Below are 22,849 nucleotides of genomic sequence, written 5' to 3' on the forward strand. Positions count from 1 at the left end.
AGGAGACGGCGACATGAGCAAATGGCATGACTAAGTGGCTCGGGGCCGCCGCGTGGAGCGCGAAAGAAGCGCGCGCGGGCGACCGGCTGCCCTATGCGCGCCTGATCGACGGCAACACCGCGCTGCTGCGCGACGGCAGCGTGCTGATGGCGCTGCAGGTGCCCGGGCTGCTGTTCGAGACCGAGGATTCCGACGCGCTCAACCACCATGCCGCCACGCGCGAGGTGATGCTGCGCTCCACGCTCGATGCGCGGTTCGTGATGTACCACCACGTCGTCCGGCGGCGGGTACAGATCGAGATCGAGGCCGAGTTTCCCGATGCCCTGTCGGCGCACATCGACCGCCGCTGGAAGGAGCGGCTCGGCAGCGGCTCGCTGTTCGTCAACGACCAGTTCGTCACGCTCATCCGGCGTCCTGCGCGGGGCAAGGCGGGGCTCGCGGAAAAGGCCGCCAAGCTGTGGAGCCGTAAAGGTCAGCGCGATATCGACGCCGACCCCAAGGACGTGCGCGCGCTGAAGGCGGCGGCAACCGGCCTCGTCGCTTCGCTGCAGGCCTACGGCGCGGCACTGCTGGGCGATTACACCGGGCCGAGTGGCGCGACCAACAACGAGATCCTCGAGCTCCTCTCCGCGCTCTACAACGGCGAGATGCGCCCCGTGCGCCGTCCGGCGGACGAGACCGACATCGGCCAGATGCTCCCCTATCGCCGGGCGAGCTTCGGGCTCGACGCGATGGAACTGCGCGGGAGCGGCGAGCCGGACTTCGCCGCGATCCTCAGCCTCAAGGATTACCCCGAGGCGACCAGCCCGGGCCTGCTCGATGCACTACTGCGCCAGCCCTACGAGATGGTCGTCAGCGAAAGCTATGCCCCGTCCGAGCGCACCACCGCGCGCGAGCGGATGGACCTCGCGATTCGACGTCTCAAGTCGGCCGACGAGGAAGCGATGGCCGAGCGGCACGACATGCTCGCCGCGCGTGACGCGCTGGGCAACGGCGCGGTGGGCTTCGGCGACCATCACCTGACGGTTCTGGTGCGCGAGCGCAGCCTCGCCGACCTCGACGAGGCGACCGCCTCGTGCGCCGCCGCGCTCGCCGATACCGGCGCCATCGTGGTGCGCGAGGATACCAACCTCGAACCCGCGTTCTGGTCGCAGTTCCCGGGCAACGAAGCCTACATCGCCCGCCGCGCGATGATCTCAAGCGCCAACATGGCGAGCTTCGGCAGCCTGCACGGCATGGCGCTCGGCCAGGCCGAGGGCAACCACTGGGGCGACGCGGTGACGCTGCTGCAGACCACCAGCCAGACGCCCTTCTTCTTCAATTTCCATACCGGCGACCTCGGCAACTTCACCGTTATCGGCCCGTCGGGTTCGGGCAAGACGGTGGTGATGAATTTCCTCGCCGCGCAGGCGCAGAAGTTCAGCCCCCGCACGATCCTGTTCGACAAGGACCGCGGCGCGGAGCTGTTCATCCGCGGCATAGGCGGGCGCTACGACCGGATCGCCAGCGGCGAGCCGACCGGCTTCAACCCGCTGGCGCTGCCCGACAGCCCCGGCAACCGCGCGTTCCTGCGCGACTGGCTCGGCGTGCTGCTCAAGGCAGAGGGCCCTGAGGAACTGGCGACGATCGCGGGCGCGGTCGACGCGGCCTACGCCAACGACGCTTCGCTGCGCCGCCTGCGCCACTTCCGCGAACTGCTGTCGGGTGCCAAGCGTCCGCAGCCGGGCGACCTTGCCGACCGGCTGAGCGCGTGGATTGCGGGTGGCGAGAACTCGTGGCTGTTCGACAACGAGCGCGACCAGCTCGACCTCACGCAGCGGGTGCTCGGCTTCGACATGACCGCGCTGCTCGAAAACCCGCGGCTGCGCACGCCGACGATGATGTACTTGTTCCACCGCATCGAGGAGCGGCTCGACGGCAAGCCGACGATGATCCTGATCGACGAGGGCTGGAAGGCGCTCGACGACGAGGTGTTCGCCGCGCGCATCCGCGATTGGCTCAAGACCCTGCGGAAACGCAACGCGCTGGTCGGGTTCGCCACGCAGTCGGCCCGCGATGCGCTCGAAAGCCGCATCGCCACCGCGCTGGTCGAACAGACCGCGACGATGGTGTTCATGCCCAACGCTCGCGCTCGGTCCGAGGACTACTGCGACGGGTTCGGCCTCACCACGCACGAGCTTGCGCTGATCCGCAGCCTGCCCGCGCACAGCCGCGCGTTCCTGATTCGCCAGCCCGATGCGAGCGTCGTCGTGCGGCTCGACCTCTCGGGCGCGCCCGAAGTGCTCGCTGTGCTTTCGGGCCGCGAGAGCACCGTGCGCCGCCTCGACCTGCTGCGCGAGGCGGTGGGCGACAATCCCGCCGACTGGTTCCCCGCGCTCACCGGCCACGGCTGGCCCGGCGGTACGACTATCGAGGAAGGTGGGGAGGCCGTCGTGCCCTTCCGCCTCGCTGCCGAATGAGTGCCGCCTGCGACCAGGTCACGCAGGGAGTCGGCAACGGCGTCGCCGCGGCGCTGCAGGCGGTCGACTGCGTTGCGAACGAGGCGATGGCCGCATCGTTCGGGCGCCTGTTCGCCCCAGGCGGGGCGATGGTCACCGTCCTCACCATCCTGCTCACGCTGGTCATCGCGTGGTTCGGGATCAACCTGATGCTCGGCCGCGCGAGCCTGTCGGTGCGCTCGGTCACTCCGCGCATGATGACGATCGGCCTCGTGCTCACGCTGGTGACGAGCTGGATCGCATACAGCACGCTGGTCTGGAACCTGGCGGTCGGCGGACCCGACTGGATCGCCGGGGTGATTACCGGCAGCGCGCGGGAAAGCGCGACGCAGGTCTTCGCGCAGAAGATCGACGTGGTGTTCCAAGCGTTGCAGCAGGCCTCTCCGCCCACCGCGGAGAACAAGAACATCGGTGCGTTCTCGCCCGAGGGGATGATGTGGCTCGGCGCGATGCTCCTCCTGCTTGGCACCGTGGGCGTGCTGGTGACCGCGCGCATCGCGCTTGCGGTGCTCGTCGCGATCGGGCCGATCTTCGTCGTCATGGCGCTGTTCAACGGCACGCGCGGCCTGTTCACCGGCTGGCTCAAGGGGCTGGTCATGCTCGCGCTGGTGCCGCTGTTCGCGGTGCTCGGCGGCAGCGTGATGCTCGAACTCGCGGTGCCGATCCTGTCGGCGCTGGTGGCGACGCCAGGGCAGGTCGATCCGCAGGCGGCGATGGGCTTCTTCGTCGTCGGCGCGGTGCACATGGCGCTGATGGTGCTGGTGCTCAAGGTCGCCGGGACGATGGTCGCCGGCTGGCGCGTGTTCGGCCTGGTGCCCGAGAAGGGCGAGCGCAGCGAGGGGGGCACCTCGACGGTGGCCGCGACCACGGTGGTTCCCGCCGCGACCGCCAATGCGGCCTCCGCCGCTTCCTCGCCCGCGAGCGACCGGCGCATTCCCGTCGCCGCCTTTGCCACCGCGCCCGCCGCGAACGACGCCGGAATGGCGGGTGCGGGCGGTGGCCGCAATACGCGGGTGATCACCAACACCGTCGCTTCAGCCCCCGGTCAGGCAAGTGCCGCCATGCCGGGTTCGACGCGCGCACGGGGGATCGGCAGCCGCTTCCGCGCTCCGCCGCCGCGTTTATCGGAGAAGATGAAATGATCCGCGCCAGCCTCGTGCTCGCCCTCATGGTCACCTCGGCCGCCGTGTCCGCGCAGGACACCCGCATCGTCGAGAAGTTCTACGACGCGGGCAAGGTCGTCCGCATCGAGGGCAAGACCAAAGTCCAGGCGACGATCCAGTTCGCCGAGGACGAGCATATCGAGAACGTCGCCATCGGCGACAGCGAGGCGTGGCAGGTCACCCCGAACAAGCGCGCGAACCTGCTGTTCGTGAAGCCACTCGCCGCGACCGCGTCGACCAACATGACCGTGGTCACCGACCGCCGGACCTACCTGTTCGACCTCGTCGCATCGGGTTCGGCGAAGCCGCTCTACGTCCTGAAATTCACCTATCCCGAGGAGCCCAAGGCCGCGACGCCCGCGATGGCGGGTCCCGGCGCGCCGACCGCCGAGGAACTCGCCGCGGCGGAAAGCCCGCCCGTGGTCACCGATCCGGCCGAACTCAACTTCGCGTGGAACGGCACCGGCGATCGCAAGCTGCTGCCCGCGCGCACCTATGACGACGGCAGCGCGACATTCCTTGCCTGGCCCGCGGGCAGCCCGGTCCCGGCGATCCTGATCAAGGACGAGAAGGGCACCGAGGGGCCAGTCAACTTCACCGTGCGCGGCGACGTGATTGTGGTCGACGGCGTCCCGCGCGAGATCGTGCTGCGTTCGGGCAAGCAGGCCGCCACGCTGCTCAACGCCGGGCCCGTCCGGCCCACCGTGACGCCCGCCAGTCCGCAGGCCTCGCTCGCCCGTTCCGACATGACCGTTCCAGGGGAGCACCGATAATGCGTCTCGCCATGCGCCTACCCGCCAAGAATGCGGGCAACCACACCGCCAACGACCACGACCCGCGCGAAGGCGAAAGCGCCGAGATCATCGATCTCGCCAGCCGCAACGCCTTTCCCGCGGTCACCCAGCGCAAGGGCAAGTCCGACGGTCTCGGCCTTGCCGCCGGGGTCGCCTTCATCGGCCTGATCGGCGCGATCACGTTGTGGAGCATGAACTCCGCGCGCACCCAGCAGCGCGAAGGCGTGGGCAATCCGCAGGCGGTCCAGCAGGCGCCCGCGGTGCCGCCGCAGGCCGTGACCAACGTGGCGCCGGTTCCGGTGCAGCCCGCACCGGGCGTACCGCGCGCCGACCCCGCGCCGCAGCCGGTCCTCGCCTCGATGCCGACCCAGGCGGTCGGCCCGCGAGCCAATCCCTATGCCAATCCCACCGTCGTGTTCGACGCGGGCAATATCGGCGGCGGGCTCGGCCAGGCCGCTCCGGGACAGCCGGGCGAGGCCGCGACCGGCGCGGGCAACGCGAGCGATTTCGCGAGCAAGGTCGGCGGCGTCGGCGGCGCTCCGGCGCGGGCGAGCGCGATGGTCAATCCGCAGACCACGGTCACGCAAGGCACGCTGATCCCCGCCGTGCTCGAGACCGCGATCAACACCGACGTGCCCGGCTTCGTGCGCGCGGTGGTGAGCCAGGACGTGCGCAGCTTCGACGGCACCCGCGTGCTCGTCCCGCGCTCCAGCCGCCTGATCGGCCAGTACCAGTCGGGCCTGCAGGGCGGGCAGAAGCGCGCCTACGTGATCTGGACGCGGCTGATCCGGCCCGATGGTGCCTCGGTCAACCTCGCTTCGCCCGCGGTCGGCTTCGACGGCACGACGGGACTTGCAGGCCAGGTCAACAGCCACTTCTTCAAGCGCTTCGGCTCCTCGATGCTGCTGTCGGTGATCGGCGGGCTCGCCACCGGCGGCGCGTCGGTGATCCTCGGCGGCGGCGCCAGCGCGGCGCAGACCGCGGCGCAGCAGGACGGCCAGATCGGTCCCACCGTGCGCGTGCGCGCGGGCGAGCCGATCCGCGTGTTCACCGCGCGCGACCTGGACTTCTCGGCGGTCAAGTAAGCCGAATGGCCGACGTCCACCCTCTGCCGACCGGAGCCGGCGGCGAGCGCAGCGTCTATCTCGACGCCTACCTCGCGCCGTTCCAGCGCTGGCTCGACGTCGACACGATCACCGAGATCCTCGTCAACCGCCCCGGCGAGGTGTGGATCGAGGATGCCGCGCATCCCGGGATGCAGCGGATCGAGGCGCCCGAGATCGACGACCGTCTCGTCCAACGACTGGCCGAACAGGTCGCGCGCGTCAGCCACCAGGGCATCAACCGCGAACACCCGCTGCTCGGCGCGACTTTGCCCGACGGCGCGCGCGTCCAGTTCTGCGGCCCGCCCGCCGCGCGGCGGCACTGGGCGATGGCCATCCGCCGCCACCGCCGCCTCGACCTGCCGCTCGACGCCTACGACTCGGGTCCGCTCGGCGGCGAGCATCGCCCCGACATGCCCGATGCGCAGGCGCAGCCGATCGCCTTCCTGCGCGAGGCGATCCGCCAGCGCCGCACGATCCTGATTTCGGGTGGCACCAGCACCGGCAAGACGACCTTCCTCAACGCCATGCTGGGAGAAATCCCCAAGGGCGAGCGCGTCATCCTGGTCGAGGACACCCCCGAACTCCGCCTGCCGGGCGAGAACGGCGTCGGCCTCGTCGCGGTGAAGGGCGAACTGGGCGAAGCGAAGGTGACCGCCAACGAACTGCTGCAGGCGGCATTGCGGTTGCGACCCGACCGGATCGTGCTCGGCGAATTGCGCGGCGCGGAGAGCGTCAGCTTCCTGCGCGCGATCAACACCGGCCACCCGGGCAGCTTCTCGACCATCCACGCCAATTCCTTGCGCGGCGCGCTCGAACAGTTGTCGTTGATGGTGATGCAGACGGGCATCGGCCTCACCCGCAGCGACACGATCGCCTATGCCGCAGGGGTGATCGACGTGATCGTCCAACTCGGCCGCGAGAACGGCAAGCGCGGCATCACCGCGATCGCGGAGAGCGCCAGCCTCGTCTGACGGTTCGGCGGTTCAGGCCGCCTTGCCGAAGGGCGAGAAGTTGGTCGCATGGTCGAACACCTCGACCCCTTCGCGCCGCTTGAGGAAGCCGACCACGGCATAGGTCACCGGCGTCAGCACCACTTCCCACGCGGTCTTGATCGCCCACTGCGACAGGACGACCTGCATCAGCTGCTCGGGCGGCCACCCGGCGATGCCGTAGAACGCCAGCGGGTAGAAGATCAGGCTGTCGAGCCCCTGTCCCACGAAGGTCGACCCGATCGTCCGCAGCCACAGGTGCCGCCCCTCGGTCCAGACCTTGAGCTTGGCGAGCACGAAGCTGTTGGCAAACTCGCCCGCCCAGAACGCGGTCATCGAGGCGAGCACGATCCGCCACGAATTGCCGAACACGAACTCGTACGCTTCCTGCCCCGGCCATCCCGCGGCGGGCGGCAACCTGACCACCACCCACGCCATGAACGCCATGAAGGCGAGCGCGGCGAACCCGGTCCAGATCACCCGCCGCGCGCGGGCATAGCCGTACACCTCGGTCAGCACGTCGCCGATGATGTAGCTGATCGGGAAGAACAGCACGCCCGCGCCGAACGACCATTCGGTCCCGCCCGGCAGCGTCACGAAGCTCGGCTTCGACGCGCCGATCACGTTCGACAGCAGCAGGATGGCGACGAACGCCGCCATGACGAGGTCGTAATACCGGAAATGCCGCGGCGCAGCGGCGTCCCCCTCGATCCGTGCGATATCGCTCATGCGCCGAAATCCCCCATGGCCCCGGAAACCCCCATGAGAACCGGTTATCGCGATTTGTGCGGCGGGAAAAGCACGCTATGCGCGGCCAGCGCGCGCCCGTAGTTCAACTGGATAGAGCACGAGCCTTCTAAGCTTGGAGTTGCAGGTTCGAGTCCTGCCGGGCGCGCCAATAGATCAGTGTCGTGCCCGTCACCACCGTCTGGTTGCAGATCAATCTCGATAACTCGTGTTTAACGCAACAGTGGTAGCTCCGGCCATCTATTGTGCAGGAGCGTGGTATGGAGCGCCGGAGCAATGACCGCACGCGAACTCAGATCGCGACGATCTGTCGCGTCCCAGCCACTCCGGAAAAAGCCGTAATTCGCGACCTATCGACAACGGGTTGCAGGCTCGCATTCAAGCATTGGGTCCCGGTTCAGGTCGGAACGACATGCCATATCGATCTTGGTAGTGGGCGGGTCGTAACCGGCAGGGTTCTTCGTGTGGACACCCTTTCATGCGGTGTCGCGTTCGACTCAGCTTTGGATGATGAAACCGCTGCGGATATCGGTCTCAACGATCAGACCGCGACGGTCACCACCCAACCTCCCGACGAGTACGAATATCCCGATCAGTCGCAGGGCGCGCCGCATTGGTTACGCGGACTGCGGCGGCTGGAGCGATCGATAGACAACTAGCTCAGTTCCGGGCCGATCAGCGCAGCCACTACGTCCGGCGGCAGATTTCGACCTGCCGGCCAGGCTCCAGCTTTGCGCTTTCGGCGTTGGTTGCGACCCATGCTTCGCCGACAGTCCTGCCGGGCGCGCCAGCCTACTGCCGCATTGCGCGGTCGAGGCGTTCTTCGCAGACCGGGTAGCCGGTGTCGCCGGGGATCGTCAGCCAGCGATCGCCGCCGCGTTCCTCGACCCACGGGGTGATCTCGCGCACCGGTATCGTTTCGGCCTGCGCGCGTGCTTCTTCGAACGAGGCGAACTGGGCGAGGCGTTCGAGGTTCCGGCGGGTCGGGAAGATGACCGACAGCTCGCCGCGCTCGGCCGCTTCCAGCGCACCCGCGGCGCTGATCCAGAACAGGTGCGTGTTCTCGCTGCCGTCGATCTCGAGATCGACCGCACCCGTGCCGAGGTCGGCGAGGTAGAACCGCGTGTCGAATACGCGCGGCAGGCGCTCGTTCCGTGGGTGCCAGCGCGCGAAGGGGACGACGGCGGCGAGGTCCAGCGTCCAGCCCATCGCCTCGAGCGTTCCGGAAAGGTGTCCGTCCGCCAGCAGGCGGCTACGCGCAGCGATCGCATCGCTGGCCGAGACCGCTTCGCGAATGCCGATGACGAGGCCGGTTTCCTCGAGCGTCTCGCGCACCGCGGCGATGCGGTTGGCGGCCTCCGCACGGTCCAGCCCGTGCGCGATGACATCGGCGAGCGCGTAGTCTTCCGGATCGACCCGCCCGCCTGGGAACACGGCCATGCCGCCGGCGAACGTCATCGCGCGGTCCCGCGTCACCATCAGGATCTGCGGCGGGCCCCCATCGGGATCGTTGCGGAATACGATGACCGTGGCGGCGGGGATGGAGTTCGGCGGAGTGTCGCTCATCGCATGGGACTGTGGAGACGGACCGGTTGCTTGCCAAGACCGAATTCCGCGGGGCGACCTGTCGGAAAACCTTACATGGTGCGCGTCAGGTTAAATCGATTAACCATCGAAAGCGGCGGAAATGCGTGGCTCGTTTGGTTTGGCACGGTCCGTGCAAATAAACCGATACCCCAACGGTCTTCTACGAGGCGGGATCACTGGTCTCCCGATCCGGCCTCCCCGATCAACCGAACCCAAACCCAAATCCCGTCCGGCCTACCCAGCCGGACGGGTATTTGTTTATGCGGTCGGTTCGGTGGTTGGCGCGGTCGCCGTCGCTTTGCTCACCAGCACGATCGCGAGCCATGCGGCGATAAAGCCCGGAATGATCTCGTAGACCCCCGGCCCGCCGAAGAGCGCCTGGTCGAAGCCGAGCGCGATCCACGCGATCACCACCGCCGCGCCCGTCACCAGTCCCGCCACCGCGCCCGCGCCGGTCATCCGCGGCCAGGTGAGCGCGAGCACGATCAGCGGCCCGAACGCCGCGCCGAAGCCGGCCCACGCGTGTGCGACCAGGCCGAGCACCTCGCTCTCCGGGTCGGCGGCGATCGCGATGCCCATGACCGCCACCAGCAGCACGCTCAGACGCCCGACCATGACCGCTTCGCGCTCGCCCGCCTGCTTGCGCAGGACGAGGCGGTAGAAATCCTCGGTCAGCGAGGACGACGAGACGAGCAGCTGCGAGCTGATCGTGCTCATGATCGCGGCCAGCAGCGCGGCGTAGAGGAAGCCCGTCACCAGCGGGTGGAACAGTGCATTGGCGAGCAGGATGAAGATCGTCTCCGGATCGGCGAGCGCGATCCCGTTCTGCTCGACATAGGCGCGGCCCGCCAGCCCGACGCTGACCGCGCCCGCGAGGCACACCGCCATCCACACCATTGCGATGTTGCGTGCGACGGGCATTTCGTCGGCCGAGCGGATCGCCATGAAGCGCACGATGATGTGCGGCTGCCCGAAATAGCCGAGCCCCCACGTCACCGCCGAGAGCCATCCCACTGCGGTCAGCCCGTGGGTGAGGCTCAGGAACCCCTCCTGGGGCACCGCCGTCACGTCGACGCCGCTGCCCAGCACCACCACCAGCGGCATGATGACGAGCGCGGCGAACATGATCACGCCTTGCACGAAGTCGGTCAGGCTCACCGCGAGGAAGCCGCCGATCGTGGTATAGGCGATCACCACCCCGGCGGTGATCCAGATGCCGGTCATGTAGCCGCCGCCGAACGCCATCACGAACAGCTTGCCGCCGCCGACCATGCCCGCCGCGGTGTAGACGGTGAAGAACACCACCACGATCACCGCGCTCGTCAGGCGCAGCAGCGCGGCCTTGTCGGGGAAGCGGTTGCCGAGGAACTCGGGGATCGTCAGCGCATCGCCCAGCGCCTCGGTCTGGCGGCGCAGGCGCGGGGCGACGACGATCCAGTTGACGAGCGCGCCCACGGTCAGCCCGATACCGATCCACGCCTCGACCAGCCCGCTCGCATAGAGCGCGCCCGGCAGGCCCAGCAGCAACCACCCCGACATGTCGGAGGCTCCCGCCGAAAGCGCCGTCACCGAAGGCGACAGGTCGCGCCCGGCGAGGAGGTACCCCTCGCTGTCCGCGGCGGTCTTGCGCCAGGCATAGATGCCGATGCCGAGCATGGCCGCAAAGTAGAGGCCGAGCGAGATGAGGACGCCTGTCTGCATGGGGCGAGGGCTTAGCGGCCCGGGCGGGGCGTGGGAAGCGGGGCGGCCGCACCAGCGAACGTCGCAACTGTAACGAATTTGCAACGTCGGCACCGATTGTTGCGACCGCTTTGGCTGACGGCTGTTCAGGTATGATCTTTTGTGGCTCTCTCGACGCAGTTTGAATTGGCAGGGAGAGGTCCAATGAAACATTATTATAAGCAGATCGCCCGGCTCGGCTGTGCGGCGACGGCGCTGTCCGTCGGTGCGTACACTGTCCCGGCTTTCGCGCAGAGCACGCTGCCGCCCGCCGATGCGGCGACGGCCACCGAGAGCGGCGAAGCCATTGTGGTCACCGGTTCGCGCATTCGCCGCGACCCCCTCGACCAGGACGCGCCGGTCGTGTTCGTGGACCAGGATGATATCGCCAAGACCGGCCTCAACTCCGTCAACGATGTCCTGCAACGGCTGCCGAGCTCCGGTGGCGGGCTCAATTCCAAATTCAACAACTCGGGCAACCTCGGCAATCCTCCCGACGGCGGCGGTGTCGGTGCCGGCTCGGCCGAGATCGATTTGCGCTATCTCGGCTCGCGGCGCGTGCTCGTTCTGGTGGACGGTCTGCGCTTCGTGAACGGCGCTTCGGCGAGCGGCGTGCCGGGTTCCACCGACCTCAACTCGATTCCCGAAAGCTCGATCGAGCGGGTGGAAGTGCTGCAGGACGGCGCATCGGCTATTTACGGCTCGGATGCGATCGCGGGTGTTGTCAACATCATCACGAAACGCAGCCAGGCTGGGTTCTTGGGGTCGGCCCAGATCGGAGGTTACGAGCAGGGCGATGGCGTCACCCAGAACTATCAGCTGAGCTGGGGTAACGGAACCGACGGTCCGCTCGAAATCGTCGTCGGGGGCAGCTACATCAACCAGCGTCCGGTTTTCTCCGGCACGCGGGCGCTGTCGGCATTCCCCGAACCCTACACCACGGCGTGTGAGGCGACCTGTTCCAGCTTCACGCCCAACGGCCGCTACACCGGATCGATCTTCGTCGGCGGCAACGCCACGCTGATCGCGCCCGTCATCGGCCGCCGCCCGACCCCGGCCGATTTCCGCGCCTTCAGCAGTCCGTCCGACCGGTTCAATTTCCAGCCGTTCAACTACCTCCAGGTGCCGCTCGAGCGTATGGGGGCTTTCGCCAATTTGCGCTACGAGGTGTCGGACGCGATCAATTTTTCGGTCAAGACCCTCTACAACCAGCGCAAGTCCAAGAACCAGGCCGCGCCGCTGCCGTTCGGCTTCGGCCCGACGTCGGGTCTGACACCGGTCCTCAGCAACATCGTCGTCAGCGCGACCAATCCGTTCAATCCGTTCGGTGTCGATCTGGGCGGTTCGAACAATAACGTCGGCGCGGTGTTCCGGCGCTTCCTCGAAGGCGGGCCCCGCCGTTTCGAGCAGTCGGTCGACACGTACTACGGGGTTGCCACTCTCGAGGGTGAATTCGGCGCTGCCGGCAACCGCTGGTACTGGGACGTCAACGCGTCGTACGGCAAGAACAAGGCCGAGCAGACGATGTTCGGCAATATCGATTCGTCGAAACTGCGCCAGGCGCTCGGCCCAATCGCCGGGTGCACCGCACCGTGCGTGCCGTTCAACCTGTTCGGCGGGTTCGGTTCGATCACCCAACCGATGATCGACTTCGTGACGTTCGAACAGAACGACAGCAGCCAGCAGAGCCAGTTCGACATCACCGCGAACGTTTCGGGTACGCTGTTCCAGCTTCCCGGCGGTCCCCTCGGACTGGCACTTGGCGCGCAGTACCGCGACCTCAAGGGCCGGTTCGATCCCGACCCGATCGTTTCGGCGGGCTTCAGTTCGGACATTCCGGCGCAGCCGACCCGCGGCGGCTACAACGTCAAAGAGGCATATGCCGAATTGAATGCCCCCCTGCTGGCGGACATTCCTTTCATTCGCCTGTTCGAACTGAACGGCGCGGTTCGTATTTCGGACTACTCGACGTCGGGTTCGACGACGACGTTCAAGGGCGGCGTCAACTGGAAGCCGATCAACGACCTGCGACTGCGGGCGACCTATGCCGAAGGCTTCCGTGCTCCGTCGATTGGCGAGCTGTTCGGATCGCAGTCGCGCTTCGACGAAGTGCTCGACGATCCGTGTTCCTCGCACTCAAGCAACGCGGCGCCGCAGCGGTTCTCCAACAACGCACAGATCCGCGCCGCGTGCATCGCCGCCGGGGTACCCGCCAATGGCAGTTATCAGCAGGCCAACGCCCAGATTTCGGTGACCACCGGCGGCAACGAGGCGCTCTTGCCAGAATCCAGCAAGAGCTGGGTCATCGGCGGCGTCTTCAGCCCGTCGTTCATCCCGCGCTTCTCGATCGAGGCCAACTGGTACGATATCAAGGTTGCGGGCGCGATCCAGGCGATCCCGCGCGCAACCACGGTCACCAACTGCCTGCTAACGGGCGACGCGGCCACCTGCGGCCTCGTCACTCGTGTCAACGGCGAGCTGATCGAGGTGGAGGGCTTCCTGCAGAACATCGCCGCGATCCGGACCGAAGGCGTGGACGTCAATCTCGCCTATCGCGGGGTCGACACCGGCATCGGGCGCTTCGGCTTCACTTGGAACAACACGTTCCTGCGGAACTACGACGTGATCGTGCCAGGGCCTTCCGGGCCGCAACTGCTGAGCCGTGAAGGCACGCAGGTCGGTTCGCCGGCGCAGGCTTTCCCCAAGTTCAAATCGGTCGGAATCATCGACTGGGATGGCGACGATTGGGGCCTGACGCTTACCGGACGCTATGTCAGCAAGCTGCGTGAGACGGCCACGGTGATGAAATCGGTGTTCTACACCGACGCCCAGCTGCGTTTCCTCGTAGGCGAGAACGACGACTTCAGCTTCGCGCTGGGCGTGAACAACCTGTTCGACGTTGCAACGCCCGGCTGCGTGACCTGCGAGGCGAACAACTTCGCACAGTCGGCGCACGACGTTCCCGGGCGCTACTTCTACGTGCGCGCGGGCATGAAGATGTGATCCGCGTGGCGGGGCGGCGCCCGGCGTCGCTCCGCCAAGCTGACTCGCAACAACAGAAAGGGCGCCCTGTGCGGGGCGCCCTTTCGGTATTCGGGTGACGGCGTTTTGGCTCAGTCGGCCTTGCGCCGCGCCTTCTTCCGCTCGTGCGGGTCCAGGATCGCCTTGCGCAGGCGGATGCTCTTGGGGGTCACCTCGACCATCTCGTCGTCGTCGATATAGGCGATCGCCTGTTCCAGCGTCATGATCCGCGGCGGGGTGAGGCGGATGGCATCGTCCTTGCCGGTCGAGCGGAAGTTGGTGAGCTGCTTCGACTTCATCGGGTTGACCTCGAGGTCGTCGGGCTTCGCGTTCTCGCCGATGATCATGCCTTCGTAGAGCTTGGTCTGCGGGCCCAGGAACAGCACGCCGCGTTCCTCGAGGCTGTTGAGCGCGTAGCCGACCGCCTCGCCGGTGGCGTTCGAGATCAGCACGCCGTTCGGGCGCCCTTCGATCGGGCCCTTGTAGGCGTCGTACTTCTCGAACAACCGGTTCATGATCCCGGTGCCGCGCGTGTCGGACAGGAATTCGCCGTGGTAGCCGATGAGGCCGCGGCTGGGCGCGCTGAAGGTGATGCGGGTCTTGCCCGCGCCGCTCGGGCGCATCTCGGTGAGCTCGGCCTTGCGGCGCTGCATCTTCTCCACGACCGTGCCCGAATGCTCGTCGTCGACGTCGATCACGACGGTTTCGTAGGGCTCGGTGCGCTGGCCCTCCTCTTCGCGGAAGAGCACGCGCGGGCGGCTGATGCCGAGTTCGAAGCCTTCGCGGCGCATCGTCTCGATCAGCACGCCGAGTTGCAGTTCGCCGCGGCCGGCGACTTCGAAGCTGTCCTTGTCGGCGCTTTCGGTCACGCGGATGGCGACGTTGACTTCCGCTTCGCGCATCAGGCGGTCGCGGATCATGCGGCTGGTGACCTTGTCGCCTTCGCGGCCCGCGAGCGGGCTGTCGTTGACGGCGAAGCGCATCGACAGCGTCGGCGGGTCGATCGGCTGCGCGGCGAGCGGCTCGCTCACGTCGGGGCTGGCGACGGTGTTGGCGACCGTGGTCTTTTCCAGGCCCGCGAGCGCGATGATGTCGCCCGCGCTGGCGCTGTCGACCGGCACGCGGTCGAGCCCGCGATAGGCGAGCAGCTTGGTCGCGCGGCCGACCTCGACCACCTTGCCGTCCATGTCGAGCGCGCGGATCGGGTCGTTGACCTTGATGCTGCCCGAATAGACGCGGCCGGTGAGCACGCGGCCCATGAAGTTGTCGCGGTCGAGCAGCGTGGCGAGGAAGGTGAACGGTCCGCCATCATCGACCTTGGGCGCGGGCACGTGGTCGACGATCTTCTGGAACAGCGGGATCAGCGTGCCTTCGCGGCGGTCGGCGTCCTCGCTCGCATAGCCGTTGCGGCCCGAGGCGTAGAGCACGGGGAAATCGAGCTGCTCGTCCGAGGCATCGAGGCTGACGAACAGGTCGAACACCTCGTCGAGCACTTCCTGGATGCGCTCGTCCGGGCGGTCGACCTTGTTGACGACGACGATCGGACGCAGGCCGAGCGCAAGCGCCTTGCCGGTCACGAACTTGGTCTGCGGCATCGCGCCTTCCGAGCTGTCGACCAGCAGGATGACGCCGTCGACCATGCTCAGGATGCGCTCCACCTCGCCGCCGAAGTCGGCGTGGCCGGGCGTATCGACGATGTTGATGCGGATGTGCTCGGACGAACCTTCGGGCGCCCATTCGACCGAAGTCGGCTTGGCAAGGATAGTGATCCCGCGCTCTTTTTCGAGGTCGTTCGAATCCATCGCGCGCTCCTCGACGCGCTGGTTGTCGCGGAAAGTGCCGGACTGGCGGAACAGCTGGTCGACGAGCGTAGTCTTGCCGTGGTCGACGTGGGCGATGATGGCCACGTTGCGAAGGTTCATGATTGTCTCTTTGCCAAGGGGCAGGGGAAGGCGCGGCGGGGGCTGCCGCGAAGTCGGCGCGCCCCTAGCTTACCGGGGGGCGCGCGGCAAGCCGCGACTGTGACTGCGCGGCCACAGTATGGACGGCGATGATCGGGAACCGAAAAGCCGCTTGAGCACGGAATCTCCGACGTTTATTCACTCTGGTGTAAGTTGTGGGAGGGGGCACGCTTGAATGGCGGTCGTTCTCCCAGCGTAGGAGAGGACGACCCATGATCAAGACGCGCACCGGATTCGCCGGCACGGCCCGATTCACCCTGCTGGCCGGAGCCGCCGTGCTCGCGCTGCCTTCGCTCGCCCACGCCCAGGATGCCGCGCAGTCGGATGCGCAGGCGCAGGCCGACAGCGACAGCGACAGCGACAACGTCGACGACGCCTCCGATTCGGATACCGGCAACCAGATCATCGTCACCGCGACCAAGCGCGAACAGACGCTGCAGGAAGTGCCTGTCGCGGTCAGCGTGACCACTGCCGAGACGATCGAGCGCGCACAGATCCGCGACGTGACCGACCTTGCCACCGTAGTCCCTTCGCTCCGCGTCACCCAGAGCCAGAGCCAGTCGGCGACGACCTATTCGATCCGCGGTTTCGGCACGAGCGGCAACAACATCGGCCTCGAACCCTCGGTCGCGATGTTCGTCGACGGCGTGTACCGCAGCCGTTCGATCTCGCAGATCAGCGACCTGCCCGACATTCAGCGCGTCGAAGTGCTGCGCGGCCCGCAGTCCACGCTGTTCGGCAAGAACGCCAGCGCCGGCGTGATCTCGATCGTGACGAAAGCCCCCGCCTTCGACCTGGGCGGCAGCATCGAGGCGAGCTACGGCAACTACGACGCGATGGTGGTCAAGGGTTACCTGACCGGCCCGGTCACCGAGACGATCGCCGCCTCGATCGCGGCGGGCTACAACAAGCGCGACGGATACGTCACCAACCTGTTCAACGGCGACGACCTCAACAACCGCAACCGCTGGTTCGCGCGCGGGCAGGTCCTGTTCGAACCGTCGGACGTGTTCAAGTTCCGTGTGATCGGCGACTACGACAGCATCGACGAAAAGTGCTGCGCCGCCTTCAACCTGCAGCGGTCGAGCGCCACCCTGGCGATCGAGTCGCTGGGCGGCCGGGTCAACGACTTCAACGGCGTGCCCGAGGCCGACGTCGTCTATTCGGACGTCGTTCCGTTCAGCAAGGTCAAGAACTGGGGCATCTCGGGTCAGGGCGACTATGAGCTGGGCAACCTGACGCTCACCTCGATCACCGCCTATCGCGACACCAAGCTCGACGCCAACCAGGATGTCGACTTCAGCAGCGCCCGCCTCGCGACCGGTGCCACCATCGGCCAGGTCCACCTCAAGACCTTCACGCAGGAACTGCGCGTCGCGAGCGACTTCGACGGACCGATCAACTTCCTTCTCGGCGGCTATTTCTTCAAGGAAAAGGCCACCAGCGCCGACCAGATCGTCTACGGCGCCGATTTCCGCGGCTACGTCAACGCGCTCATCCAGGGGCTGACGGGCGGCACGCAGACGGCCAACAGCATCGAACGCACGTTCGGGGCGGCGCCCAACACATTCTGGCAGGCCGGCCAGGGCTTCTTCAATGACATGACGCAGCGGAACACCGCCTATTCGGCGTTCGGCAACGTCGATTTCGAGCCGGTCGACGGCCTCGTTCTTACGCTGGGTGCGAACTACACCAAGGACAAGAAGAGCCTGGTGACGAACTCGTTCAGCACCGACCGGTTCTCGGCGGTCAATATCCCCGGGGCGATCCCGCTGATTACCCAGGCAGGCATCGCCCAGACGGTGGGCGGCTTCCTCGGCCTGCCGACGGGTACGCTTGCCAACGCGGCGCAACTTCAGTTCTTCCAGACCAACTTCCCGACGCAGTTCGCGGCGATCGTCGCGGGCGTGAACAACCAGACCGCGCCGCTCATCGGGTTCCAAGCGCTGCAGTTCCTGCCGCCGTTCCAGAACTGCCCGAATGCGGTCGAATCGTGCCGCACCAACGACGACGACTGGAGCTGGACCGCGCGGCTCGCCTACGAGATCACCCCGACGCTCAACACCTATGCCAGCTGGTCGACGGGCTACAAGGCGCCCAGCTTCAATATCTCGCGCGACAGTCGCCCGACCGCGATCGATCGCACCGCCCTGATTTCGCAGGGTATCGCGGTCACCAACCTGTCGTCCGGATCGCGCTTCGCCAACGCCGAGAATTCGGAAGTGTTCGAAGTCGGCCTCAAAGGTAACTGGGGCCTCGCCGCGGCCAACCTCACCGCGTTCAAGCAGTCGATCAAGAACTTCCAGACCAACACCTTCACCGGCACCGGCTTCGCGCTCGGCAATGCGGAGAAGCAGTCCACGTTCGGCATCGAGTTCGACGGCTACGTCAAGCCGACCGACGAGCTGACATTCAGCCTCGCGATGACGTATCTCGATCCCAAGTATGACACCTACACCCGCTCCCCGTTCGGCGACATCTCGGGTGCCGACCTCGTCGACATTCCAAAGATTTCGGCGGTGTACGGGGTGCAGTGGGACAAGGAACTGGTCAGCGGCGATCACCTGATCGCGCGCGGCGATTTCAGCTACCAGGCGCCGGTCCAGGTGGCGCAGGGCCTGACGCGTTTCGGCAGCGTGGCCGCCAATCTGGCTGCCGCCCGGCCGTTCCGCAACGAGGTCAACAATCTCAACGCCTCACTCACCTACGCGATGGAGATGGGCCTCGAACTGACCGTCTGGGGCCGCAACCTGCTCGACGACCGGAACATCACCGGCATCTTCGATTCGACCGCGCAGGACCGTTCCGTCTCGGGCTACACCAACCAGCCGCGCACCTATGGCGTCTCGGCGCGCTTCCGGTTCTGATCGGATAGGCACGAAGCAAACGAAGAAGGGCTCCGTCCGCGGAGCCCTTTTTTGTTGCGCGCGAGGGACTTGTATGTTGGTTTCGCGGCAGGGACCAACAAAAGGGGGAGTGTTCCGATGGAATGGATGATCTTGCCGTTCAAGCGCTACGCGGAATTCAGCGGACGCTCGCGGCGCAAGGAGTTCTGGATGTTCTTCTTGTTCAACGTCATCGTTTATGCGGTGCTGGCGATTCTGGCGTTCGGGGTTCTCGGAGCGCAGGTCGAACTCGATCCGAACAACCCGCTGTCGATCTATGCGGGCCTTTTCAGCGGAGCGGGACTGCTTATCTTGCTTTACGCACTAGCTACTCTGCTTCCCAACATCGCCGTATCGGTGCGCCGCCTGCATGACCGCGACATGAGCGGATGGTGGTATCTGGGAATCATGGTCGCTTCGTTCATTCCGCTTGTCGGGATGCTCGCATCGATTGCCTACCTCGTGCTCATGGCGCTGCCGGGGACACCGGGACCGAACCGGTTCGGTCCCGATCCCAAAGGCGAGGGCGAGGCGGAAGCATTCGCCTGACAAAAGGCTGGCTTGCATCGCCGTTTCGGAGGGAGGCTCGCTGGCGGGTCTCCCTTCGTTCGGCATTGCGCGAGTCAGCGTTGAAGGGTCCATAGCGGAGAACCGATTTGGATTACGCGGGATTCTGGTTGCGGGTCGCAGCCTATTTGATCGACACCATCATCCTTTACGTCGTCCAGATGGTCTTCGTGATGACACTGGGCCTCAGCATGATACCGGCGGCCCATGTGCTGTCCGATGAAGTGGCCGGAGGCCTGTTCGTCGGATTGTATGTCGTGATGTTCGTCCTCGGGGTGCTCTACTTCGTAATCATGGAGAGCAGTGCCAAGCAGGCAACACTGGGCAAGATGATCCTTGGGCTGACGGTGACCGACATGGCCGGAGGGCGCATCACCTTCCTCCGTGCGCTTGGGCGATACTTCGCGAAGTTCGTGTCGGCGCTCATCCTCTGCATCGGCTTCGTCATGGCCGGTTTCACCGAGCGCAAGCAGGGATTGCACGACCTGATGTGCGGGACACTGGTCGTAAAAGCGAAGCCGGGCGAAGCGGCCGTCGACGCGGGCGTATTCGCCTGACGCGCTAAAGCTCCCGCAGCGCCTGCGCCGGTTTTGCACGCAGCAGGGGTAGCGCGCCGACCAGCGCGAAGGTCACGACGAGCGCGAGGCCCGCGCCGAGCACGCCCAGCACCGCGCCCCAGCCCGGCAGCCATTCGAACTCGAACATCTGTGTCACGATGTACCACGCCGCACCGAGGCCCATCGCCAGCGCCACGCCCGCCAGCACCAGTGCCAGCGCCCCGTATTCGGCGAGCGCGAGCAGCAGGACCTGCCGCCTGCTCGCGCCGAGCACGCGCAGCACGACCGTATCGTAGGTCCTCTGGGCCCGCGCCGCTGCGATCGCGCCGAGCAGCACGGCCAGCCCCGCCAGCACCGCGACAGAAGCGGCGGCGAGAGTAGCGATGCCGACCTGCGCGATCAGGTCGCGTGCCTGCCGCAGCACCGGCCCGGTCTCGATCACGCTCGACGAAGGGAAGGCGTCGACGAGCGCGCGCAGCAGCGCGCCCTTGTTCGCTGCGTCGGGTAGTTCGATCGTCGCGGCGAGGTTGTGCGGCGCGTCGCGCAGCGTGTTCGGGCTGAACACCAGCACGTAGTTGAAGCCCATCGTCTGCCAGTCGATCCGCCGCAGCGAAGCGATCCGCGCGGTGCGCTCGACCCCGAGGACGCCGATGGTCAGATAGTCCCCGACCTTCAGCCCGATCGCCTCGGCCAGTTCCTCGTCGACCGAGACCTGCGGTTCGCCCGCGTAGTCCTTCGGCCACCATTTGCCCTCGGTCACGGTATTTCCCGGCGGCACAGCGTCGGTATAGGTCAGCCCCCGTTCGCCGCGCAGCGCCCACGCGCCCTCGGGCAGGTCCTTGCCGAGGCTGGCGACACGGGTCATCGAATCTTTCGGGCCATAGGCGAGGATCGCGCCGCGCAGCGCAGGCACCGTGCGGACGGTCGAGCCTTGCGCGTCGGTGCCGACGAGCGTGCGGAACGCTGCCTCGCGGTCCTTGGGGAGGTCGAGCACGAAATAGTCGGGCGCCTCGGCCGGCACGCGGCGGGCGATGGTGCCATCGATACTCGTCTGCACCGCGGCGAGAAGGACGAAGGCGGCAAGGCCGAAGCCGAGCGCGGTCACCAGCGTACCCGTCGCCGCACCGGGGCGGTGGAGGTTGGCGAGCGCAGCCCGCCACAGCGGATCGCGCGGGCGGGGGAGGCGTGCGGCCCCCTTGCGGATCGCCCAGCCGAGCAGCGCGAGCAGCGCCAGCGCTCCGGCAGCCCCGGCAAGAAAGCCCGCGGTCAGCAGGATGTCGCGCGCGGTCGACAGCGCCAGCGCGGCGATGGCAGCGAGGCCGGCGAGCACCGGGATCAGCGCCTTCTTGTCGCGCGCCAACGGGCTCACCCGTTCGCGCATCAGAGCCATCGCGGGGAAGTGCCGCGCCCGCACCAGCGGCGGCGCGGCGAATACCAGTGCCACTAGCAGGCCATAGGCGAGCGCGATCAGCAGCGCGCCCGGTGCGAAAGCGAACCCGGTGCCGACCGGCAGCAACCCCTCGAGCGCCATCGCCAGCAGCGGCGTGATCGCCACGCCAGTCGCGATTCCTGCGAGGCTGCCGACCAGCGCCGCCGCGCCGATCTCAAGCGTGTAGATCTTCGCGATGTCGGTGCTCGTCGCGCCGAGCACCTTGAGCGTGGCGATACCCTGTCGCCGCGCGTCGAGGTACGACGACACGCCGCCACCGATGCCGATCCCGGCGATGACCAACGCGGCGAGGCCGACGAGCGTGAGGAATTCGCCCATCCGCCCGACGAAACGATCCGCTCCAGGCGCGCCGCGATCGCGGGTGCGGATCTCGAACCCCGCGTTGGGGAAACGCTCCTTGAGCGCCTCTTCCGCCGCCTGCACGTCGCCCCCGCCGCCCGGGAAAGCGACGTTGGTGCGCGAACGGTACATTGCACCGGGCGCGGTGAGCCCGGCCCTGGCAGGAACGTCGGCCCGCACGACTACCGTGGGGCCGAGCTGGAAGCCTTCGCCGAGCCGATCGGGCTCGACATCGAGGATGCCGCCGACTGTCAGCGTTTTGGTGCCGACCGAGAAAGTATCGCCCGGCACGACGCCGAGGCGGTCCGCCGCCCCTTGCGCGACCCAAGCTTGCCCCGCAGGCGGGGCGCCGATCGCCTTGCCGTCCATGAGCGTGGCGGTGCCGTATAGCGGCCATTCGTCGTCGACCGCCTTCAGCTCGACCGGGGCGGCGGCGGTCTCGGTCGAAGCCATCGCCTGCATCCGCGACCCCTGCGACACCGTACCCAACTCGCCGAGCGCCGCGACTTCGTCGCCGGTCGGTGCCCGCTGCCACAGCGAAACCTGCAGGTCGCCGCCGAGGAACTCGCGCCCGCGATCGGTCAGCTGTTGCTCGATGGTGCCCGTCAGCGTCCCGATCGCAGCCAGCGCGCCGGTGCCGAGGAACAGGCAGACGAGCAGCAGGCGCAGCCCCCGGAAACGGGCCGACAGGTCGCGGCGCGCGATGCGCCAGGCGGCGGTCCAGGTCACTTGGCCAGGCTCACTTTCGCACGTCGCTCGCGATGCGGCCGTCGCCGATGGTGATCACGCGGCTGCAGCGCTCGGCGAGTTCGGCATCGTGGGTGATGATCAGCAGCGTCGCACCGGTATCGGCGGCCTGTGCGAACAGCAGGTCGATGATCGCGTGGCCGGTCGCGGCATCGAGGTTGCCGGTCGGCTCGTCGGCGAAGATCAGCGCCGGGCGCGGGGCGGTGGCGCGGGCGATCGCCACGCGCTGCTGCTCGCCGCCCGAAAGCTGCGCGGGATAATGATCGATGCGGTGGCCAAGGCCGACCGCCGTCAGCTCCGCGGCCGCCCGTTCACGCGCGCCGTCCATTCCGGCCAGTTCCATCGGGGTCGCCACGTTTTCGTGCGCGGTCATCGTGGGTAGGAGGTGGAAGGCCTGGAGCACGATGCCGATGCGGCCCCGCCGCGCCATCGCGAGGCCATCCTCGTCCATCCCCGCGAAGTCCGCGCCCGCGACGGTCAGCGAACCGCCGGTCGCGCGTTCGAGTCCCGTCAGGACCGCCATCAGGCTCGACTTGCCCGAACCCGATGGGCCGAGCAGCGCGACCACCTCGCCGGGCATCACGTCAAGGTCGATCCCTTTGAGGATCTCGACGGGCGCGGCGGGGTTGCCGAGGGTCAGGGTGAGGTTGCGGGCGGAAATCGCCGCTTCGGGACTTGTCACTGGCATGCGATGGCATAGCTGGGGTGCGAAGGCGAGT

The 22,849-nt window shown here is 67.2% G+C and carries 16 protein-coding genes and 1 tRNA gene; 11 read left to right on the forward strand and 6 right to left on the reverse strand.

Annotated elements, in window-relative coordinates:
* Positions 1-26: 26 nt before the first annotated feature.
* Genes ACWPMX_RS01160 through virB11 form a run of 5 tightly spaced genes read left to right on the forward strand, consistent with a single transcriptional unit; the run spans position 27 to position 6,532 of the window.
* Positions 27-2,459, forward strand: coding sequence for a VirB4 family type IV secretion/conjugal transfer ATPase (locus ACWPMX_RS01160; RefSeq protein WP_455698219.1), 2,433 nt, complete (start codon positions 27-29; stop codon positions 2,457-2,459).
* Positions 2,456-3,640 (forward strand): type IV secretion system protein, encoded by a 1,185-nt coding sequence (locus tag ACWPMX_RS01165; RefSeq protein WP_455698220.1) that lies wholly within the window; start codon positions 2,456-2,458, stop codon positions 3,638-3,640. Before ACWPMX_RS01160 ends, ACWPMX_RS01165 begins: the two co-directional genes overlap by 4 nt.
* Positions 3,637-4,434: a TrbG/VirB9 family P-type conjugative transfer protein gene (locus ACWPMX_RS01170; protein ID WP_455698221.1), complete on the forward strand. Its 798-nt coding sequence runs from the start codon at positions 3,637-3,639 to the stop codon at positions 4,432-4,434. The genes ACWPMX_RS01165 and ACWPMX_RS01170 overlap by 4 nt, the downstream gene beginning before the upstream one ends.
* 11 nt (positions 4,435-4,445) lie before the next feature.
* Positions 4,446-5,540 (forward strand): TrbI/VirB10 family protein, encoded by a 1,095-nt coding sequence (locus ACWPMX_RS01175; RefSeq protein WP_455698222.1) that lies wholly within the window; start codon positions 4,446-4,448, stop codon positions 5,538-5,540.
* A gap of 5 nt (positions 5,541-5,545) precedes the next feature.
* Positions 5,546-6,532, forward strand: coding sequence for a P-type DNA transfer ATPase VirB11 (gene virB11 / locus ACWPMX_RS01180; protein WP_455698223.1), 987 nt, complete (start codon positions 5,546-5,548; stop codon positions 6,530-6,532).
* A gap of 12 nt (positions 6,533-6,544) precedes the next feature.
* On the opposite strand, the gene ACWPMX_RS01185 is transcribed toward virB11, so the two are convergent.
* Positions 6,545-7,279 (reverse strand): queuosine precursor transporter, encoded by a 735-nt coding sequence (locus tag ACWPMX_RS01185; protein WP_455698224.1) that lies wholly within the window; start codon positions 7,277-7,279, stop codon positions 6,545-6,547.
* Positions 7,280-7,371: 92 nt separating this feature from the next.
* Between ACWPMX_RS01185 and ACWPMX_RS01190 the strand changes: the two genes are divergently transcribed.
* Together ACWPMX_RS01190 and ACWPMX_RS01195 are read left to right on the forward strand one after the other, a co-directional pair.
* Positions 7,372-7,448: transfer RNA gene (locus ACWPMX_RS01190), tRNA-Arg, on the forward strand.
* A 109-nt stretch (positions 7,449-7,557) separates the two neighbouring features.
* On the forward strand, positions 7,558-7,956 hold the full coding sequence (locus ACWPMX_RS01195) for a PilZ domain-containing protein (RefSeq protein ID WP_455698225.1): 399 nt from the start codon (positions 7,558-7,560) through the stop codon (positions 7,954-7,956).
* A gap of 133 nt (positions 7,957-8,089) precedes the next feature.
* On the opposite strand, the gene ACWPMX_RS01200 is transcribed toward ACWPMX_RS01195, so the two are convergent.
* Both ACWPMX_RS01200 and putP read right to left on the reverse strand, forming a co-directional pair.
* On the reverse strand, positions 8,090-8,863 hold the full coding sequence (locus tag ACWPMX_RS01200) for an NUDIX hydrolase (protein ID WP_455698226.1): 774 nt from the start codon (positions 8,861-8,863) through the stop codon (positions 8,090-8,092).
* A 279-nt stretch (positions 8,864-9,142) separates the two neighbouring features.
* Positions 9,143-10,585 carry a sodium/proline symporter PutP gene (putP, locus tag ACWPMX_RS01205; protein WP_455698227.1) on the reverse strand — a complete coding sequence of 481 codons (1,443 nt, stop codon included), beginning with the start codon at positions 10,583-10,585 and terminating at the stop codon, positions 9,143-9,145.
* Positions 10,586-10,768: 183 nt separating this feature from the next.
* Between putP and ACWPMX_RS01210 the strand changes: the two genes are divergently transcribed.
* Positions 10,769-13,606: a TonB-dependent receptor domain-containing protein gene (locus ACWPMX_RS01210; RefSeq protein WP_455698228.1), complete on the forward strand. Its 2,838-nt coding sequence runs from the start codon at positions 10,769-10,771 to the stop codon at positions 13,604-13,606.
* Between the two features lie 110 nt (positions 13,607-13,716).
* On the opposite strand, the gene typA is transcribed toward ACWPMX_RS01210, so the two are convergent.
* Entirely contained in the window at positions 13,717-15,546 is a 1,830-nt protein-coding gene (gene typA, locus ACWPMX_RS01215) for a translational GTPase TypA (RefSeq protein ID WP_455698229.1), read from the reverse strand.
* 251 nt (positions 15,547-15,797) lie between these two features.
* Here typA and ACWPMX_RS01220 point away from each other — a divergent pair, with 251 nt between their 5' ends.
* The 3 genes from ACWPMX_RS01220 to ACWPMX_RS01230 all read left to right on the forward strand — a co-directional run bounded on the left by ACWPMX_RS01220 (position 15,798) and on the right by ACWPMX_RS01230 (position 19,594).
* Complete coding sequence (locus ACWPMX_RS01220; RefSeq protein WP_455698230.1) at positions 15,798-18,452, forward strand: TonB-dependent receptor; 2,655 nt, start codon at positions 15,798-15,800, stop codon at positions 18,450-18,452.
* Positions 18,453-18,569: 117 nt separating this feature from the next.
* Positions 18,570-19,019 (forward strand): DUF805 domain-containing protein, encoded by a 450-nt coding sequence (locus tag ACWPMX_RS01225; protein WP_455698231.1) that lies wholly within the window; start codon positions 18,570-18,572, stop codon positions 19,017-19,019.
* A gap of 107 nt (positions 19,020-19,126) precedes the next feature.
* Positions 19,127-19,594 carry an RDD family protein gene (locus tag ACWPMX_RS01230; protein WP_455698232.1) on the forward strand — a complete coding sequence of 156 codons (468 nt, stop codon included), beginning with the start codon at positions 19,127-19,129 and terminating at the stop codon, positions 19,592-19,594.
* A gap of 4 nt (positions 19,595-19,598) precedes the next feature.
* On the opposite strand, the gene ACWPMX_RS01235 is transcribed toward ACWPMX_RS01230, so the two are convergent.
* Together ACWPMX_RS01235 and ACWPMX_RS01240 are read right to left on the reverse strand one after the other, a co-directional pair.
* Positions 19,599-22,112: an ABC transporter permease gene (locus ACWPMX_RS01235; RefSeq protein WP_455698233.1), complete on the reverse strand. Its 2,514-nt coding sequence runs from the start codon at positions 22,110-22,112 to the stop codon at positions 19,599-19,601.
* 10 nt (positions 22,113-22,122) lie between these two features.
* Positions 22,123-22,812: an ABC transporter ATP-binding protein gene (locus ACWPMX_RS01240; protein WP_455698234.1), complete on the reverse strand. Its 690-nt coding sequence runs from the start codon at positions 22,810-22,812 to the stop codon at positions 22,123-22,125.
* Positions 22,813-22,849: the final 37 nt, after the last annotated feature.

The sequence above is a fragment of the Tsuneonella sp. HG094 genome (assembly GCF_053819285.1).

Excerpts from the sequence above, each read along its gene's own strand:
- putP (WP_455698227.1), bottom strand. The coding sequence starts at position 10,585 with ATGCAGACAGGCGTCCTCATCTCGCTCGGCCTCTACTTTGCGGCCATG.
- typA (WP_455698229.1), bottom strand. The coding sequence starts at position 15,546 with ATGAACCTTCGCAACGTGGCCATCATCGCCCACGTCGACCACGGCAAG.
- ACWPMX_RS01200 (WP_455698226.1), bottom strand. The coding sequence starts at position 8,863 with ATGAGCGACACTCCGCCGAACTCCATCCCCGCCGCCACGGTCATCGTA.
- virB11 (WP_455698223.1), top strand. The coding sequence starts at position 5,546 with ATGGCCGACGTCCACCCTCTGCCGACCGGAGCCGGCGGCGAGCGCAGC.
- ACWPMX_RS01185 (WP_455698224.1), bottom strand. The coding sequence starts at position 7,279 with ATGAGCGATATCGCACGGATCGAGGGGGACGCCGCTGCGCCGCGGCAT.
- ACWPMX_RS01220 (WP_455698230.1), top strand. The coding sequence starts at position 15,798 with ATGATCAAGACGCGCACCGGATTCGCCGGCACGGCCCGATTCACCCTG.
- ACWPMX_RS01225 (WP_455698231.1), top strand. The coding sequence starts at position 18,570 with ATGGAATGGATGATCTTGCCGTTCAAGCGCTACGCGGAATTCAGCGGA.
- ACWPMX_RS01165 (WP_455698220.1), top strand. The coding sequence starts at position 2,456 with ATGAGTGCCGCCTGCGACCAGGTCACGCAGGGAGTCGGCAACGGCGTC.
- ACWPMX_RS01210 (WP_455698228.1), top strand. The coding sequence starts at position 10,769 with ATGAAACATTATTATAAGCAGATCGCCCGGCTCGGCTGTGCGGCGACG.
- ACWPMX_RS01170 (WP_455698221.1), top strand. The coding sequence starts at position 3,637 with ATGATCCGCGCCAGCCTCGTGCTCGCCCTCATGGTCACCTCGGCCGCC.
- ACWPMX_RS01160 (WP_455698219.1), top strand. The coding sequence starts at position 27 with ATGACTAAGTGGCTCGGGGCCGCCGCGTGGAGCGCGAAAGAAGCGCGC.
- ACWPMX_RS01175 (WP_455698222.1), top strand. The coding sequence starts at position 4,446 with ATGCGCCTACCCGCCAAGAATGCGGGCAACCACACCGCCAACGACCAC.
- ACWPMX_RS01195 (WP_455698225.1), top strand. The coding sequence starts at position 7,558 with ATGGAGCGCCGGAGCAATGACCGCACGCGAACTCAGATCGCGACGATC.